The 15,150-nt window shown below is 63.8% G+C and carries 12 protein-coding genes; 6 read left to right on the top strand and 6 right to left on the bottom strand.

The features are described from left to right. Positions 1-50 precede the first annotated feature (50 nt). From LB545_RS15600 to pdeM, 5 genes are all read left to right on the top strand, one after another. Entirely contained in the window at positions 51-1,415 is a 1,365-nt protein-coding gene (locus tag LB545_RS15600; RefSeq protein ID WP_224705416.1) for a leucyl aminopeptidase family protein, read from the top strand. A gap of 77 nt (positions 1,416-1,492) precedes the next feature. Then, positions 1,493-1,843: a MarR family winged helix-turn-helix transcriptional regulator gene (locus tag LB545_RS15595; protein ID WP_140513216.1), complete on the top strand. Its 351-nt coding sequence runs from the start codon at positions 1,493-1,495 to the stop codon at positions 1,841-1,843. Between the two features lie 19 nt (positions 1,844-1,862). Continuing rightward, positions 1,863-2,732 carry an NlpC/P60 family protein gene (locus LB545_RS15590; protein ID WP_224705415.1) on the top strand — a complete coding sequence of 290 codons (870 nt, stop codon included), beginning with the start codon at positions 1,863-1,865 and terminating at the stop codon, positions 2,730-2,732. A gap of 99 nt (positions 2,733-2,831) precedes the next feature. Beyond that, positions 2,832-5,381 carry a ligase-associated DNA damage response DEXH box helicase gene (locus LB545_RS15585; protein WP_224705410.1) on the top strand — a complete coding sequence of 850 codons (2,550 nt, stop codon included), beginning with the start codon at positions 2,832-2,834 and terminating at the stop codon, positions 5,379-5,381. After that, complete coding sequence (gene pdeM / locus LB545_RS15580) at positions 5,378-6,094, top strand: ligase-associated DNA damage response endonuclease PdeM (protein ID WP_140496693.1); 717 nt, start codon at positions 5,378-5,380, stop codon at positions 6,092-6,094. The genes LB545_RS15585 and pdeM overlap by 4 nt, the downstream gene beginning before the upstream one ends. Positions 6,095-6,099: 5 nt before the next feature. Here pdeM and LB545_RS15575 read toward each other — a convergent pair whose 3' ends face one another. From LB545_RS15575 to LB545_RS15565, 3 genes are read right to left on the bottom strand one after another with little or no spacing between them, the layout of a single operon-like run. After that, positions 6,100-7,035 (bottom strand): dimethyl sulfoxide reductase anchor subunit family protein, encoded by a 936-nt coding sequence (locus LB545_RS15575; RefSeq protein WP_224705408.1) that lies wholly within the window; start codon positions 7,033-7,035, stop codon positions 6,100-6,102. A gap of 5 nt (positions 7,036-7,040) precedes the next feature. Further along, entirely contained in the window at positions 7,041-7,775 is a 735-nt protein-coding gene (locus LB545_RS15570) for a 4Fe-4S dicluster domain-containing protein (RefSeq protein WP_140496689.1), read from the bottom strand. Then, positions 7,772-10,702, bottom strand: a complete 2,931-nt coding sequence (locus tag LB545_RS15565; protein ID WP_224705407.1) for a molybdopterin oxidoreductase family protein — start codon at positions 10,700-10,702, stop codon at positions 7,772-7,774. The genes LB545_RS15570 and LB545_RS15565 overlap by 4 nt, the downstream gene beginning before the upstream one ends. Before the next feature lie 277 nt (positions 10,703-10,979). Between LB545_RS15565 and LB545_RS15560 the strand changes: the two genes are divergently transcribed. Beyond that, a complete protein-coding gene (locus LB545_RS15560) occupies positions 10,980-11,882 on the top strand; it encodes a LysR family transcriptional regulator (protein WP_224705406.1) in 903 nt (300 codons plus the stop codon). A gap of 13 nt (positions 11,883-11,895) precedes the next feature. Here LB545_RS15560 and LB545_RS15555 read toward each other — a convergent pair whose 3' ends face one another. The 3 genes from LB545_RS15555 to LB545_RS15545 all read right to left on the bottom strand — a co-directional run bounded on the left by LB545_RS15555 (position 11,896) and on the right by LB545_RS15545 (position 15,043). Continuing rightward, a complete protein-coding gene (locus LB545_RS15555) occupies positions 11,896-13,152 on the bottom strand; it encodes an Hsp70 family protein (protein ID WP_224705405.1) in 1,257 nt (418 codons plus the stop codon). Between the two features lie 179 nt (positions 13,153-13,331). Further along, a complete protein-coding gene (locus tag LB545_RS15550) occupies positions 13,332-14,120 on the bottom strand; it encodes a TIGR02186 family protein (RefSeq protein WP_140496681.1) in 789 nt (262 codons plus the stop codon). After that, complete coding sequence (locus LB545_RS15545; RefSeq protein WP_140496679.1) at positions 14,120-15,043, bottom strand: sulfite exporter TauE/SafE family protein; 924 nt, start codon at positions 15,041-15,043, stop codon at positions 14,120-14,122. Before LB545_RS15545 ends, LB545_RS15550 begins: the two co-directional genes overlap by 1 nt. Between the last annotated feature and the right edge of the window lie 107 nt (positions 15,044-15,150).

The raw sequence follows: 15,150 nt of genomic DNA, 5'->3' as shown, positions 1-15,150 counted from the left end.
CGGACAGTTAAGAAGCGCCGAATCGACGGACGTCGGCAGGAGAACATCGAATGTCAGTGGAACTGGTCGAGAACAAGCTGAACAACCCGCTTCCTGTCCATCTAGTGGCTAAGGACGGTCTGGAGACGGCCGGTCTGGCGTCATCAGCCGTGGCGTGGGCCAGGGCCAACGGCTTCTCCGGCGAAGCGGGCAGGACGCTCATCGTGCCTGCGGAAAACGGCGCGCTCGGCGGTGCCTTGTTCGGCATTGGCGACGGCGAGGGCGCGCTGGCCGTCGGCGCGCTGGCGAAAAGCCTGGCGGAGGGCGACTGGCATTTCACCTCCGCGCCGGCCGAGCCGGAGCTGGCGGCGATCGCGCTGGCCCTCGGCGGCTATGTCTTTACCCGCTATGGCAAGAAACCGGGCAAGGCGCTGCGCTTCGAATTGCCGGCCGGCGTAGAGGCAAAACGCGTTCGCCGCATCGTCGAAGGCGTCTTCCTGACGCGCGATCTTGTCAACACGCCGACCAGCGACATGGGGCCGGACGAACTGGAGAAGGCGGTTCGAGCCCTGGCCGAAATTCACAAGGCCGAGGTGTCGGTCATCAAGGGCGACGATCTCATCAAGCAGAATTTCCCGATGATCCATGCCGTCGGCCGGGCTTCGTCCAGCGCACCGCGTCTTATCGGCATGGGCTGGGGGCCAAGGAGCGCGCCGAAAGTGACGCTGGTCGGCAAGGGCGTCTGTTTCGACACTGGCGGCCTCGATATCAAGCCGTCGTCCGGCATGCTGTTGATGAAGAAGGACATGGGGGGCGCCGCCAATGTGCTGGGTCTGGCCTCGATGATCATGGCCTCCGGATTGAACGTGCGGCTGCGCGTGCTGATCCCGGCCGTCGAGAATTCGATCGCCGGCAACGCCTTCAGGCCTGGCGACGTGTTGGCGAGCCGCAAGGGCATGTCAGTCGAGATTGGCAACACCGATGCCGAGGGAAGACTGGTTCTGGGTGATGCGCTGGCGCTGGCCGACGAGGAGGAGCCGCAATTGCTTGTCGACATGGCGACGCTCACCGGGGCTGCTCGTGTCGCGCTAGGTCCGGACCTGCCGCCCTTCTACACCAGCGACGAGGCACTAGCCTCGGAACTGACGACAGCCTCGCTGGCGGTCGAGGATCCGCTGTGGCGCATGCCGCTGTGGCGGCCCTATGATGCGAAGCTATCGTCGAAGATCGCCGACATCAACAATGTCACCACGGATGGGTTCGCCGGTTCGATCACCGCGGCGCTGTTCCTCAAGCGTTTTGTCGAGAAGACGGCAAGCTGGGCGCATTTCGACATCTTCGCCTGGAACCCCGCCGATCGTCCGCACGGACCTGCCGGCGGCGAGGCGCAAGGCATCCGGGCACTGGAGCACGTCATCTCGAAGCGTTTTGGCTGATGTGGCGGCGACTTTCAGGGCCGGCAGATTGCCGAAACTGAAACGGAACCGAAACAATTTGCCGTCATTCTCGTGCGATGTCGATTTCGATGCGCCCGAGCCAGGCCTTGCGATTGTGGCAGCAAGTGATGCTGTCGCAGGTGCGCGACGACGCGCCCGACCTCACCATGCGCCAGACGGCTATCCTGTTCACCATCTATCTCGATCCGCCGCCGCACACGGTGCGCGGGCTGGCGGCCCGTCTCAACGTCACCAAGCCGGTCATCACCAGGGCGCTCGACACGATGGGCGCGCTCAAACTGGTGTCGCGCCATCGTGACGAGCTCGACAAGCGCAACGTGCTGATCAAGCGCACGGTCGAGGGCGCCCTCTTTGTCGAGCGCTTCGGCGATGGTATCATCGCCAAGGCACAAGAGCTGCCCATCTGACGACCAGCCGCTTCAATGGATGACTGATTTGACCGCCAGGGATGCCCGCCTCCACGCCTTTCGGCCCGATCTTGCCGATGCGAGATTGAAAGGAGAGGTCGCTGCCGACCGCTTTGTCGCCGGCCGGCCGGCGCGGATTTCGATCCCAGTTGCCGATATCCGCAAGGCTCCGCGTCCAGACGCTGGTGTCAACACGCAAGCGCTATTCGGCGATGACGTGCTCGTTTTCGAGGACAGAGAGGGCTGGGCCTGGATCCAGGCCGAACGGGACGGTTATGTCGGCTATGTCGCCGACGCCATGTTGGGCGGGCGGGATCATGCGCTCACCCATATCGTCTCCGTGCCCCGAACTTTCCTCTATCCCGGCCCGGATCTGCGCCTTCCGATCGCGGGACAGCTGTCGATGGGGTCCACCGTCACGGTGACCGGGTCCGCCGAAACGCGCGGCACCCACTATGCCGTCCTGCCCTCCGGTGAGGCAATCATAGCGGGTCACCTGCGGCCGCTCAGTAATGTGGCCGCCGACTATGTTTCGGTGGCCGAGACGTTCCTTGGCACCCCTTATCTCTGGGGCGGTGTCTCCGGCTTCGGCATCGATTGCTCCGGCCTCGTGCAACTGGCGATGCGCATGGCCGGCGCCGATGTCCTGCGCGATTCCGGCATGCAGGCGCAGAGCATCGGCGAGCCGCTCGATCCGGGCCCCGATTATTCCGGCCTGCGCCGCGGCGATCTCGTTTTCTGGAAAGGCCATGTCGCCATCATGACCGATGCCGAGACCATGATCCACGCCAACGGCCACACCATGCTGGTATCGCGCGAAGGTCTGAAGGAAGCCGTCGCCCGCATCGGCTATCTCTACGGCGGGCCGACGGAGTTCCGGCGGCCATAGCGCCGATCCTCCCTTCTTCCGGGGGAGAGAAAAACTGCTCGATCACCTTTTGTTCCGATTGTTCTTGGCGTTCGCACGCCGTCGCGCTACCTCTGACGCGTGACAGAGAAGCCGCGCCTTGCCGTCCAGAATGCCGCCGTTGTCCTGCCCGAGCCATTCCTGAGATGGTTTGGCGAGAAAGGCTGGTCGCCGCGCGCCCACCAGATCGAATTGCTGGCGAGGGCTCAAGCAGGGCAGTCGGTGCTGCTGATTGCACCGACCGGCGCCGGCAAGACGCTGGCCGGGTTCCTGCCTTCGCTGACCGAACTGGCCGTCAGGGCCAGGCGAAAACCGGGACAGGCCCGCCGCGGCATCCACACGCTCTACATCTCGCCGCTGAAGGCGCTGGCTGTCGACATCGAGCGCAACCTCGGCAAACCGGTGGAAGAGATCGGGCTCTCCCTCACCATCGAGACCCGCACCGGCGACACGCCGGCGCACAAGCGCCAGCGGCAGAAGCTGGTGCCGCCCGACATCCTGCTCACCACGCCCGAGCAGCTTGCGCTGCTGATCGCGGCACCCGATGCCAGGCGTTTCTTCGAAGACCTGCGCTATGTCGTGCTCGACGAGTTGCATTCGCTGGTGATTTCGAAGCGGGGTCATCTCCTGGCGCTTGGTCTGGCGCGCCTGCGCCAGTTCATGCCCGAGCTTCAGACCGTTGGACTGTCCGCCACTGTGGCCGAACCGGACGAATTGCGCCGCTGGCTGGTCGGCCAGAATCCGCCCAAAAATACGGCAAGTCCCGAAATGGCCGAACTGATCGTCGTTACCGGCGGCGCAAAGCCCGAAATATCCATCTTGGATTCGGAGGAGCGCGTGCCCTGGGCCGGGCATTCGGCCCGCTACGCGACGCCCGAGATCTACCGCGAGATCAAGCGCCACAAGACGACCCTGCTGTTCGTCAATACGCGCAGCCAAGCGGAGTTGCTGTTCCAGGAACTGTGGCGCGTCAACGAAGATACCTTGCCGATCGCCTTGCATCATGGGTCGCTCGATGTCGCGCAGCGGCGGCGGGTCGAGAAGGCGATGGGCCACAATGCGCTGCGCGCCATCGTCGCCACCTCGACGCTCGACCTCGGCATCGACTGGGGCGACGTCGACCTCGTCGTGCATGTCGGCGCACCCAAGGGAGCGAGCCGGCTGGCGCAGCGCATCGGCCGCGCCAACCACCGCATGGACGAACCATCCAAAGCCGTCCTCATCCCGGCCAACCGCTTCGAGGTGCTCGAATGCCGGGCAGCGCTGGATGCCAACTACCTCGGCGCGCAGGATACGCCTCCACTGGTCGATGGCGGGCTCGACGTGCTGGCGCAACATGTCCTTGGCTGTGCTTGCGGCGCACCTTTCCGCGCGGACGATCTTTACGAGGAGGTGCGGTCGGCGGCCCCGTATGCCGGGCTGGATCGGCCGACATTCGACCGCGTCGTCGATTTCGTCGCCACGGGTGGCTACGCCTTGAAGAGCTATGAGCGATACGCCCGCATCCGCCTCAACAAGGAGGGATTGTGGCGGGTATCCAATCCGCGCGTGGCCCAGCAATACAGGCTGAACGTCGGCACTATCATCGAGGTGCCGGCGCTCAACGTGCGTTATGTCCAGGCCGGCAGCAAGGGTTCCGTGTCGCGCGGCGGCAGGGTTTTAGGCAAGATCGAGGAGGCTTTCCTCGAGACGCTGACGCATGGCGACACCTTCATGTTCGCCGGCAAAGTTCTTCGCTTCGAAGGCATTCGCGAGAATGAGTGCTTCGTCTCGAACGCGCCCGGCAGCGATGCGAAGGTGCCTTACTATGGCGGCGGCAAGTTCCCGCTTTCGACCTATCTCGCCGAACAGGTCCGCGCCATGCTGGACGATCCGCAGCGGTGGAAGAAACTGCCCGAGCAGGTGGCCGACTGGCTGCGCTTCCAGGCCGACAAATCGGTGCTGCCCAAACGCGATGACCTGCTGATCGAGACCTTTCCGCGCGGCAACCGCCACTATCTGGTCGCCTACCCCTTCGAGGGCAGGCTGGCCCACCAGACGCTCGGCATGCTGCTTACCCGCCGTCTGGACAGGACGGGCGCCAGGCCGCTTGGCTTCGTCGCCACCGACTATGCCTTGGCCATTTGGTCGCTGGGCGACATGGGGGCGATGTTCAAAGCCGGAAAACCCTCGCTCGGCGCGCTTTTCGATGAGGACATGCTTGGCGACGATCTCGAGGCCTGGCTGGCAGACAGCTGGCTTCTCAAACGCACTTTTCGCAATTGCGCGCTGATTTCAGGGCTGATCGAAAAGCGTCATCCCGGCAAGGAGAAGAGTGGCCGTCAGGTGACTGTCTCGACAGACCTTATTTATGACGTCCTGCGCAGCCATGAGCCGGATCACATATTGCTCCAGGCGACGCGCGCGGACGCGGCGGCGGGCCTGCTCGATGTCAGCAGACTTGCGGACATGCTCTCGCGCATTCAAGGTCGAATCATGCATAAGAACCTCGAACAGATATCGCCGCTCGCCGTGCCGATCATGCTCGAGATCGGCAAGATGCCGGTGCACGGCGAAGCCGATGAAACGCTGCTGATGGATGCGGCCACGCTGGTTGAGGAAGCCATGGGGCCGGAGATGGCTGAGGAATGAATTTTTCGCTGGCGCGCGCATCGTTGATCGCCGACGCCGATCTGGTCGGCATCGCCGGCGAACGTGCGGTCTGCGATCCGCGCGGCGTGCTCTACTTTCCCGAGCTCAAGCTTCTGGCCGTTTCCGATCTGCATCTGGAAAAAGGCTCATCGCTGGCAAGGCGCGGCATGCTGCTCCCGCCCTATGACACCGGCGCGACCTTGCTGCGATTGCAGGCCGTCATCTCGGACTACCAGCCGGCAATCGTCATCAGCCTGGGCGATTCCTTCCATGATGGCGGCGGCGCCGAGCGCATGCATCGAAGTTTCCGCGAACGGCTGGAGGCGCTGATGGCGGGCCGCGACTGGTTCTGGGTGGCCGGCAACCATGACCCGGAGGCGCCGGCCGACCTGCCGGGCGATACGGTGCGCGAACTCGCCATCGGCTCGTTGCTGTTCCGGCACGAGCCGTCGAAGCTGCGCGTCGAGGGCGAGATATCGGGCCATCTCCATCCCTGCGCCCGCATCGTCCAGCAGGGCCGTTCAGTGCGGCGGCGCTGCTTCGCCGGCGATGGCGGCCGCATGATCATGCCCGCCTTCGGCGCCTATACCGGCTCACTCAACGTGCTCGACCGCGCCTATGCCGGCCTGTTCCGCCTGGAATCGCTGATGGCCTATATGCTCGGCACGGACCGCATCTTTGCGATTTCAGGCTCGATGCTGCGACCCGGCTGAAGCCGCTATTTCCCGTAGTAGAGAGTGACCGTGTGCTTCGCTTCGGCGAAGAACAGCCAACGTTCGACCAGCATGCCGACAAACTGTGCGACCGCGGCGAACACCGATGCGAGCGCCGCGAAAGGTGACGGCAAGGCGAAGGCCGTAATCAGCAGCAAGGCGGGTAGCGCGAAACCCAGGAGCTGGATGATCCGCCGCAGCTTTGCGCTGTGCTTGCGCGCGATGCGAAAACCCATTTCCTTGAGCAAATAATTTTCCTCGGTATGCGGCCATTCCAGCGATCTAACCGTCCCCCCGGCAAGCCCGGTTGCGGTGTTGGCGTTGGTGGGGATTTCCAATTGGTCGTTGTACCGCCAGGTCGCAAGCTTCCAGGCCCAACCGAGCAGGGTCAGCAGTACGCAGGCTGCCAGAAGCATTTTGGAACCGACGGCAAAGCCTTGGCATAGCGCGGCCAGAAGCACACTGCCGCTCATAGCCGAGAAAATGAGATAGCCGGGCAAGGTGTAAGGGCTGTGCCACTGAGCGATGGGTTTCAGCGAGGCATAGATCATGCCGGTCATGCAGACGGTGATGACGGCGCCGATCGTTGCCAGAAGTCCGGCGGCGGCGACCCAGCCATCGGTGCGGCCAAGAATGACCCAGCCAATGCCGAACAGTCCGGCCGGGACGAAGGTGGCGACCGAGGCGACGCCTTCGCGCGACAGCCAGGAACTGCGCCATTGCGAGAACGCACGCCAGGCGCGTTCGGGGCGGCCGAGATGTCCGGTCGAGGACAACAGGCCGGCGGTGATCAGCCCGAGCGCCAGTCCCATGCCGATGAAGCCCAGCCAGAAATCGGGTGCGATGACGCCAAGTGGCGCCAGCACGCCGAGCAGCGCCAGCAGGCCGTAGCCGGCGCCGGCGGCGGTGGTGAAGAAGACGACCGAGAAGGCTGGATGCATGGGGTTTAGTTCGAGAGCATGCGGTCGACCCAGCCGAGGAACCCACCCTCGGCCCTCACCGGCTCCAGGGTTGGCGCAGAAATCTTTGCGGCGCGTTCGGTATGCGCGCGCGGCGGCAGGTATTTGTTGGTCGGGCGGTAGCCGAGTTCCGGCATCAGGTCGACGCCGCCACGCTCCTCAACCAGTTGCGACACCGCCGAGGCGGGGTCGCCGAGATCGCCGAAATGCCGTGCGCTGGTCGGACAGGCCGCGACGCAGGCCGGCACGCGGTCCTCCTCGGCCAGATTGTCATTGTAGATGCGGTCGACGCAGAGCGTGCATTTCTTCATCACGCCGACATCGGTGTCGAATTCGCGCGCGCCATAGGGGCAGGCCCAACTGCATAGCTTGCAGCCGATGCACTTGTCCTCATCGACCAGCACGATGCCGTCCGAGGCTCGTTTGTAGGAGGCGCCGGTCGGACACACAGTGACGCAGGCCGGCGTCTCGCAATGCAGGCACGAGCGCGGGAAGTTCACCGTGCGGCCGCCCATCGCGGTGGTGTGCTCGTAGCTGTGCACGCGATTGAACCAGACGCCGTCGACATGGCCGCCATAGGGGTCGATGTCGGTCAGCGGCGCCATGTGGCCGCCGGTGTTCCATTCCTTGCAGGCGGTGACGCAGGCCTGACAACCGACGCAGGTGTCGAGGTCTATGACCAGGCCTAGTTTTTTGCCCGTGTGGGCGGGGACGCAGGTCATTTGGCGGCTTCCCTGTTCATGCGGAATTCGGCGCCAAAGCGAAGTGTGTCCGGCGATGGCTGGAATTGCGGCGGCTGGTGGAAACGCTCGAATTGCGGCTCGGTGAAACCGGCTTCCTCCGCCGCGCATTTGACGATGCGCACCTTGAGATCGAACCATGCCGCCTGGCCGGTCACCGGATCGGAATTCGAATACCGCCTGCCGTTGGTGTCTGCCGTGGTCTGGTCGCCGATGATGTGGTTGAGCAGGAAGCCGCGATTGCTCTCGGCGGCATCGTCCTTCAGCCCCCAGCTGCCGCGCCTTTTGCCGATGGCGTTCCAGGTCCAGACCGTGCTTTCGTTCACGCCCTCGACCAGCTTGATCTGTCCCTTGACCTTGCCATTGATGCTTTCGATCCACACCCAGTCGTCGTCGGCAAGGCCGAGACCTGCGGCGGTCCTCTCATGCACGAACAGCCGGTTTTGGCTGGTGATCTGCCTCAGCCACGCATTCTGCGAACCCCAGGAATGGTACATGTGCATCGGCCGCTGCGTCAGCGCATGCAACGGATATTTCTGCTGGTCGACGGCCGCTTCCTCGAACGGCACGTACCAGAAGGGTAGCGGGTCCATGTAGGTCTCGATGCGCTGGCGTTCGCTCTCGGGCGGCACGGCCCGACCATGGCCGCGCGCGGCAAGACGAAAGCGCTGCAAGGGTTCGGAATAGAGCTGGAAGACGACTGGTTCGGCCTTCGGGATGAAGCCCATCTGCACCGCGAAATCGAGATAGGACCGGTTGGCCATCTTGTAGTAGCGCTGGTCCTCAGCGAAATCGTGGTGCCAGAAGCCGCCATTGTCGATGTAGCGCTGCAACTGGTCCGGGTTTGGCTCGCCCTTGCCGGTCGAATTGCCGTCCTTGCCGCGCCAGCCGGCAAGCGGGCCGATACCGGGCGTGCGCTCGTGATTGACGATGTAGTCGGCATAGTCGGCATATTTGGCCGCCCCGTCTTCTCTGACGAAACCCGGCAGGCCGAGGCGCGCGCCGAGCTCGATCAGCACCGATTGGAACGGGCGCACGTCCCGGTCCGGCTCGACCACGGGATGGCGTATAGCATCGCCCGGTCCGTCGGCATGGCTGATCGGCCGGTCGAGCAGGCTGATGCAGTCGTGCCGTTCGAGATAGGTTGTGTCGGGCAGCACGAGGTCAGCGAACGGCACGGTCTCGGAATAATAGGCGTCGGAATAGATGATGAAAGGGATCTTGTAATTGCCCGCCTCGTCGAGGTCGGTCAGCATACGAATCGTCTCGACGGTGTTCATCGAGGAATTCCAGGCCATGTTCGACATGTACATCATCAGCGTGTCGATCTTGTATGGATCGCCGGCCCAGGCGTTGCGGATGACGGTGTGCATCAAGCCGTGCGCAGCGAGCGGCGCCTCCCAGGAATAGGCCTTGTCTATGCGGATCGGCACCCCTGCCTCATCGACCAGAAGGTCGTCAGGCCCGCAGACGAAGCCGAGCGGAATGCCGTCCAGTGGCGTCATCGGCCGGACGTTCTTGCCGGCAGGCTTCGGTCCTGGCGGCGCGCAACGCGGATAAGGCGGTTTGAAGCGGAAGCCGCCCGGGACGTCCACCGTTCCGAGCAGCACCTGCAGCAGATGAATGGCTCGGCAAGAATGAAAACCGTTGGAATGGGCTGAGATGCCGCGCATCGCGTGCATCGACACGGGCCGTCCCCTAATCGTCTCGTGGCGGCGGCCGGCCCAGTCGGTCCACGCCACCGGCAGTTCGATCGTCTGCTCAAAGGCGACATGTGCGAGCTCGGCGGCGATCCTGCGGATCGTGCCGGCGGCAATGCCGCAGCGCTCCGCGACCGCATCGGGCGAATAGCTCTCATCGAGGTATCGATCGGCGATCAGCTGGAACGCCGGAACGCAGCGACGGCCGTCGATGGTGAAGCTGCCGGTCAGTGCCGGTTTGGCGCTGGCGTCGGTGGCGCGGACAGGCACCTTCGCCACTCTGTCCCAGGCGAGCAGGTTGCCGGCGCCATCGCGGACAAACAGCCCGTCATCGGCCGCACCCGGATCCTGGATGACGAGCACATGGGCGTTGGTGTAGCGCAGGAGATAGTCGAGATCCACGCGGCCTGCCTTCAAGAGCTCGTGGATGAGGGCAAACACGAATAGGCCGTCGGTGCCCGGCCGGATGCCGATCCAGTCGTCGGCGATGGCGTTGTAGCCAGTGCGGCATGGATTGATCGACACCACCTTGGCGCCGCGCGCCTTCAGCTTGCCGAGGCCGATCTTGATCGGGTTGGAATCATGGTCCTCGGCGACGCCGAAAAGCATGAAATACCGGGTATTGTCCCAGTCGGGTTCGCCGAACTCCCAGAACGAGCCGCCGATCGTATAAAGCCCGCCTGCGGCCATGTTCACCGAACAGAAACCGCCATGCGCGGCGAAGTTCGGCGTGCCGAACTGGCTTGCCCACCAGCCGGTCAGGGATTGCGATTGGTCGCGGCCGGTAAAGAAGGCGAGTTTCTTCGGGTCGCTGCGGCGGATGGACGAAAGCCGCTCCGCGGCGATCGTCAGCGCTTCTTCCCACTCGATCTCGCGGAATTCTCCCGAGCCGCGCGAGCCGGTGCGTAGCAGCGGCTTTTTCAGCCGGGCAGGGCTGTAATGCTGCATGATGCCGGAGCTGCCCTTACCGCAGATCACGCCGCGATTGACCGGATGATCCTTGTTGCCGTTGATGTAGCGGACCTTGCCGTCCTTGATGTGCACGTCGATGCCGCAGCGGCAGGCGCACATATAGCATGTGGTCTTGGCGATGCGGTCGGAGACGGCGGGCGAGGTGTCGACGCCATCGTTCTCGTCGGGTGCGTTCGTGTCGGCGAGCGGGCGTTGGGACGGGGCGGAATTCGCGCCGCGCAGAGATCCTTGGGTCATGATCCCCGAGCGCTTCTGCGGTTCGCGGCTTTAGCCCTGGTTTTCGGCCCGGGACCGCGCATGTAATGCTCTTCCGGATGATAGCGATCGCCGGCCAGCCGCCGCCGCAGGCCGCGGGTCCAGTGCGCGAACAGGGACTTGAACCGCCCGATCATTTCATTCTCTGTCAATCGGTAGCGAATTTTTTCTAACTTCGATTGAAAACTTAGAATAAAGCTATCAACCCGTCTAATCAGTTGTTCTTGTAAATTCGATCGATATTGGTTCTTAATGCCTTATGACACTTGACCAGTTGCGGATATTTGTCGCCGTCGCCGAGCGCGGCCACATGACCAAGGCGGCGGAGCTGCTGGGCATCTCCCAATCGGCCGCGTCGGCCGCCATCCGCGCGCTTGAGGAGCAGCATGGCGTCCATCTGTTCAACCGCGTCGGCCGCAGCATCGAGCTTGCCCAGACCGGTCACCGGTTCCTGCCAGAAGCCAAGGCCGTACTGGAACGAGCCGCCGCCGCACGCAATGTGCTGGAACATGTCTCGCAGACGGTTGCCGGCAGCCTCTCCATCGCCGCCAGCCTGACGATCGCCAGCTATTGGCTGCCGCGCCGGCTGGCGTCCTTCCACGAAGCCTATCCTGCGGTCAGGCTGAGCGTCAGCATAGGCAACACCAGGCAGGTCGAAGCCAGCGTGCTGGATGGAACCGCCGATCTCGGCTTGGTCGAGGGGCGCACCGAGTCCGACATATTGCGCCGCGCCAAGGTCGATATCGACCGGTTGATGCTGGTGGTTGCCGGTTCTCATCCCGAGATCGCCGAAATCGCGCCGGGCCGCCCCGACATAAAAGGGCTGCGCTGGATCATCCGCGAGGGCGGTTCCGGCACGCGGGAGGTGCTGGAGGATCTGGCGCGCCGCGAAGGGATTTCGCTTGACGACCTGCAGATATTTCTGGTGCTGCCGAGCAACGAGGCGGTTCGCCAGGCGGTCGAGGCCGGTGCAGGCGCCACCATCATTTCGGAGCTCGTCGTTGGGCGCGCCGTCGCCGAAGGCAGCCTGCGGTCTGTGCCGCTAGAACTGCCGAAACGCGACTTCGCCATGATCACACATCGCGACCGCCAGGCAAGCCTGGCCCAGATGGCGCTCAAGGCGCATTTGGGGGCCGACGAGAAGGCGTCCGCGCGTTCGTGAATTGTCCGGGTGGTCAGCCGAACTTTCGCTGCGCGTCCAGCGCAAGGCCAAGCCCGACCGAGCCGAACATGTCGCCCTCGATGACCGAAGCCTGAGGCACCAGCGACAGAATTTTTTGTCTCGCCAGCGGGATCGCGGTGGATCCTCCGGTCAGGAACACGGCGGTGATGTCGGACGGCCTGACCCCGGCGTCGCCGATGGTCTGGCCGACCGTGGCGGCAACGCGCTCGATGTCCCTGGCGATCGTGGCGTTCAGCGCCTTTCGGGTGATCTCGGCGGCGAACTGGACTTCCGGCAGCCTCACCTCGACATCGGCCGAGACCTTGTCGGTCAGCTCGATCTTGGCCCTTTCGACAAGAGCGGCCAGCGCGTGCCCGTACCGGTGCTCGACGATATGGATGAAGCGGTCAACGAGATCGGCGCGCTCGGCCTCGTAGCGGATCTGGCGCAGATGCGTCATCGCCTTGGCCGTGTAGACCAGGTTGATGCGTTGCCATGTGGCAAGATCGATGAAGTAGCTGGCCGGCAGGTTGCGCTTGCCGTCTTTGGTCGGGCTGAGATAGCCGAGTTCCGGCATCACATGCGCGATGCTGAGCAATCGGTCGAAGTCGGTGCCGCCGATATGGATGCCGCGGCTGGCCAGGATATCGTCCTTGCGGTCAAGCGAGCGGGCACGCTGCGGCGAGACCCTTACGATCGAGAAGTCCGACGTGCCGCCTCCCATGTCGATGATCAGCGCCAGTTCCTCGCGCGTCACCTTCTGCTCGTAGTCGAGGGCCGCCGCGATCGGTTCGAACTGGAAGGCGATATGCTTGAAGCCTTGGGCGCGGGCGGCTCCTTCGAGCTCGCTTTGTGCCCTGGCATCGGCCTCGGCGTCGTCGTCGACGAACTGCACCGGCCGGCCGAGTACCACGCTCTCGACGGCGCCGCCGGCATCGTCCTCCAGTCTTTTTCGCAGATGGCCGAGGAACAGGCCGACGATCTCCATGAAGCCGATCGATCGCGCCTTGATGCGCGTCTTTTCCTGCGCGAGCGCGCTGCCGAGCACGCTCTTCAGCGAGCGCATCAGCCGACCTTCGACGCTGTCGGTGTAATTGGCGATTGCGTGGCGGCCGAAACAGGTACGGTTGTCCTCGAAGTTGAAGAACACGGCGCTTGGCAGCGTGACCTCGCCGCCTTCCAGCGCGACGAGGTGCGGCTGGCCGCTCCTGACCACGCCCACGGTGGAGTTGGAAGTGCCAAAATCGATGCCGGCGAATGCTGGTCGCATCGCAGCCTCCTGTCATCTCTGCTAAAGCAGCGGTTCGGCGCCGTCTGTGAAGCGTGCGCTCTCTGTCGTCCGGGGTGATCGGACCGCTCTGCCGAATTGAATTGTGCGTGTTGCCCGGTAGACCGGGAGGTGGCGGTCTATAGCATGATCCGGGAAAGGAAAACCCCTTTGTAGCCGCTTTAGTCCTTGCGGAAGATCAACCTTCCGAGCCAGCCCGTCACCATGGCCAGCGATATGGCGAAGACGCCGTAGAGGAAGGAATAGTCGTGGGCGACACGGAAGATCGACTGTTCGAAACCGGATTTGCGGATCTCGAGCTGGGCCGAGCTCTCCTTGATGAACAGGCCGCTCTTGAACAGGAACGCGCGCGCCTTGTGGGTGCCGACCGGAACGTTCGGCGCCAGCCGCACCGTGGCGCGGAACAGGTTCTGTGACAGGAACTGCACGCCGCCGACATTCTCGCTGTAGAGACCGGTCGCGGCCTTGCGTTCGCGCAACGCCGCGGTGAATTCCTCGATCGTGGCCGGGCTGTCGCCGGCATCGGCCGGCTGCATGTAGAGATTGGAGGCGCCGAGCGACAATTGCCTGTAGCTGTTCGGCTCGGTGATGTCCTGCAACGGCCGCGTCGTCGCCACCGAATAGGACACCGGCACGTTTTCGAAGGTCTCGGATTCCAGGTTGACCCAGACGCCGAGCACCCGGTCCTTGCGGCGCACCACCACCGGCTTGGGTGGACCTTCGAGCACGACGATGATGTCGTAGCGGCCTTGGCGCGCCACCAGCGGATCAGGATTTTCCAGCGAGCCGAAAATGGTCAGGTCGGCCCCGGAAAAGCCGGCGGTGATCGAGACTTTGTCGGTGGAAAGGCCGATCTGGATGCTTTCGGTCGGCGGCGTCTGCGCCTTCGCGGGTGCGGCGGCGATCAATGACAGAAGAGCGGCGGTTGCGAGCGCTTTCAGGCCATTCATCAGTTGAAGCCCGCGCCGGACAGCGAATAAAGATTGGGCGGCGTGACGAAGAGGTCGATGGCAAGCCTTATCGCCACCGCCAGCACCAGCATCGCCAGCAGCGCTCTCAACTGCTCGCCGCGCAGCCGCTGGCCGGCCTTGGCGCCATATTGCGCGCCGGCGACACCACCGGCCATCAAAAGAAAGGCCAGCATCACGTCGACCGTCTGATTGGTGGTGGCGTGGACCAGAGTGGTGTAGGCCGAGGTAAAGATGATCTGGAACAGCGAGGTGCCGATGACGACGTTGGTCGGCACTTTCAGGAGATAGATCAGAGCCGGCACCATGATGAAGCCGCCGCCGACACCCATGATAGACGACAGGAAGCCGATGGCCGCGCCCAGCCCAAGCACTGGGATGACGCTGACAAACAGCTTCGAGGCCCTGAATCGCATCTTCAGCGGCAGGCGGTGGATCCAGTTGTGCTGGCCGGATTTCTTCAGCACCGGTGCCGCGCCGCTGCGCGTGGCGCGCAGCGCATTGATGCTTTCGACCAGCATCAGCCCGCCGACGGTGCCCAGAAGCACGACATAGAGCAGCGAGATGAACAGGTCGAGCTGTCCCAGCCTGCGCAGGAAAGCGAAGACGTAGATGCCGCCGGTGGAGCCGACGATGCCGCCGGCAAGCAGCACCCCGCCGAGCTTGAAGTCGAGCGTGCCGCGCTTCATATGCGACAGCGCGCCGGAGAAGGATGAGGCGATGACCTGGTTGGCGCCGGTCGCCACCGCGATTGCCGGTGGGATGTTGTAGAAGATCAGGAGCGGCGTGATGAGAAAACCGCCGCCGACGCCGAACATGCCCGACAGAAAGCCCACCGCAGCGCCCATGGCCAGCAGCACGAAGACGTTGACGGAAATTTCCGCAATCGGGAGATAGATGCCCACCCGTCGGTCTCGATCAGTTTGCCAGTCGGCGAATACCGCCGTTGCGGATAGTATCGCACCGAAAAGCCAATTTTTCCTTGCGCCGAAGCGGGGGGGGGGGTTGACCC

The sequence above is a fragment of the Mesorhizobium sp. BR1-1-6 genome (assembly GCF_020165355.1).
GTDB lineage: Bacteria > Pseudomonadota > Alphaproteobacteria > Rhizobiales > Rhizobiaceae > Mesorhizobium.
The sequence above is the reverse complement of the archived record's forward strand: the minus strand, read 5'-3'. Positions and strand labels throughout refer to the sequence as shown.

Coding starts and splice junctions, on each gene's coding strand:
- LB545_RS15560 (WP_224705406.1), top strand. CDS start 10,980: ATGACACTTGACCAGTTGCGGATATTTGTCGCCGTCGCCGAGCGCGGC.
- LB545_RS15565 (WP_224705407.1), bottom strand. CDS start 10,702: ATGACCCAAGGATCTCTGCGCGGCGCGAATTCCGCCCCGTCCCAACGC.
- pdeM (WP_140496693.1), top strand. CDS start 5,378: ATGAATTTTTCGCTGGCGCGCGCATCGTTGATCGCCGACGCCGATCTG.
- LB545_RS15550 (WP_140496681.1), bottom strand. CDS start 14,120: ATGAATGGCCTGAAAGCGCTCGCAACCGCCGCTCTTCTGTCATTGATC.
- LB545_RS15575 (WP_224705408.1), bottom strand. CDS start 7,035: ATGCATCCAGCCTTCTCGGTCGTCTTCTTCACCACCGCCGCCGGCGCC.
- LB545_RS15555 (WP_224705405.1), bottom strand. CDS start 13,152: ATGCGACCAGCATTCGCCGGCATCGATTTTGGCACTTCCAACTCCACC.
- LB545_RS15590 (WP_224705415.1), top strand. CDS start 1,863: ATGACTGATTTGACCGCCAGGGATGCCCGCCTCCACGCCTTTCGGCCC.
- LB545_RS15570 (WP_140496689.1), bottom strand. CDS start 7,775: ATGACCTGCGTCCCCGCCCACACGGGCAAAAAACTAGGCCTGGTCATA.
- LB545_RS15595 (WP_140513216.1), top strand. CDS start 1,493: ATGTCGATTTCGATGCGCCCGAGCCAGGCCTTGCGATTGTGGCAGCAA.
- LB545_RS15600 (WP_224705416.1), top strand. CDS start 51: ATGTCAGTGGAACTGGTCGAGAACAAGCTGAACAACCCGCTTCCTGTC.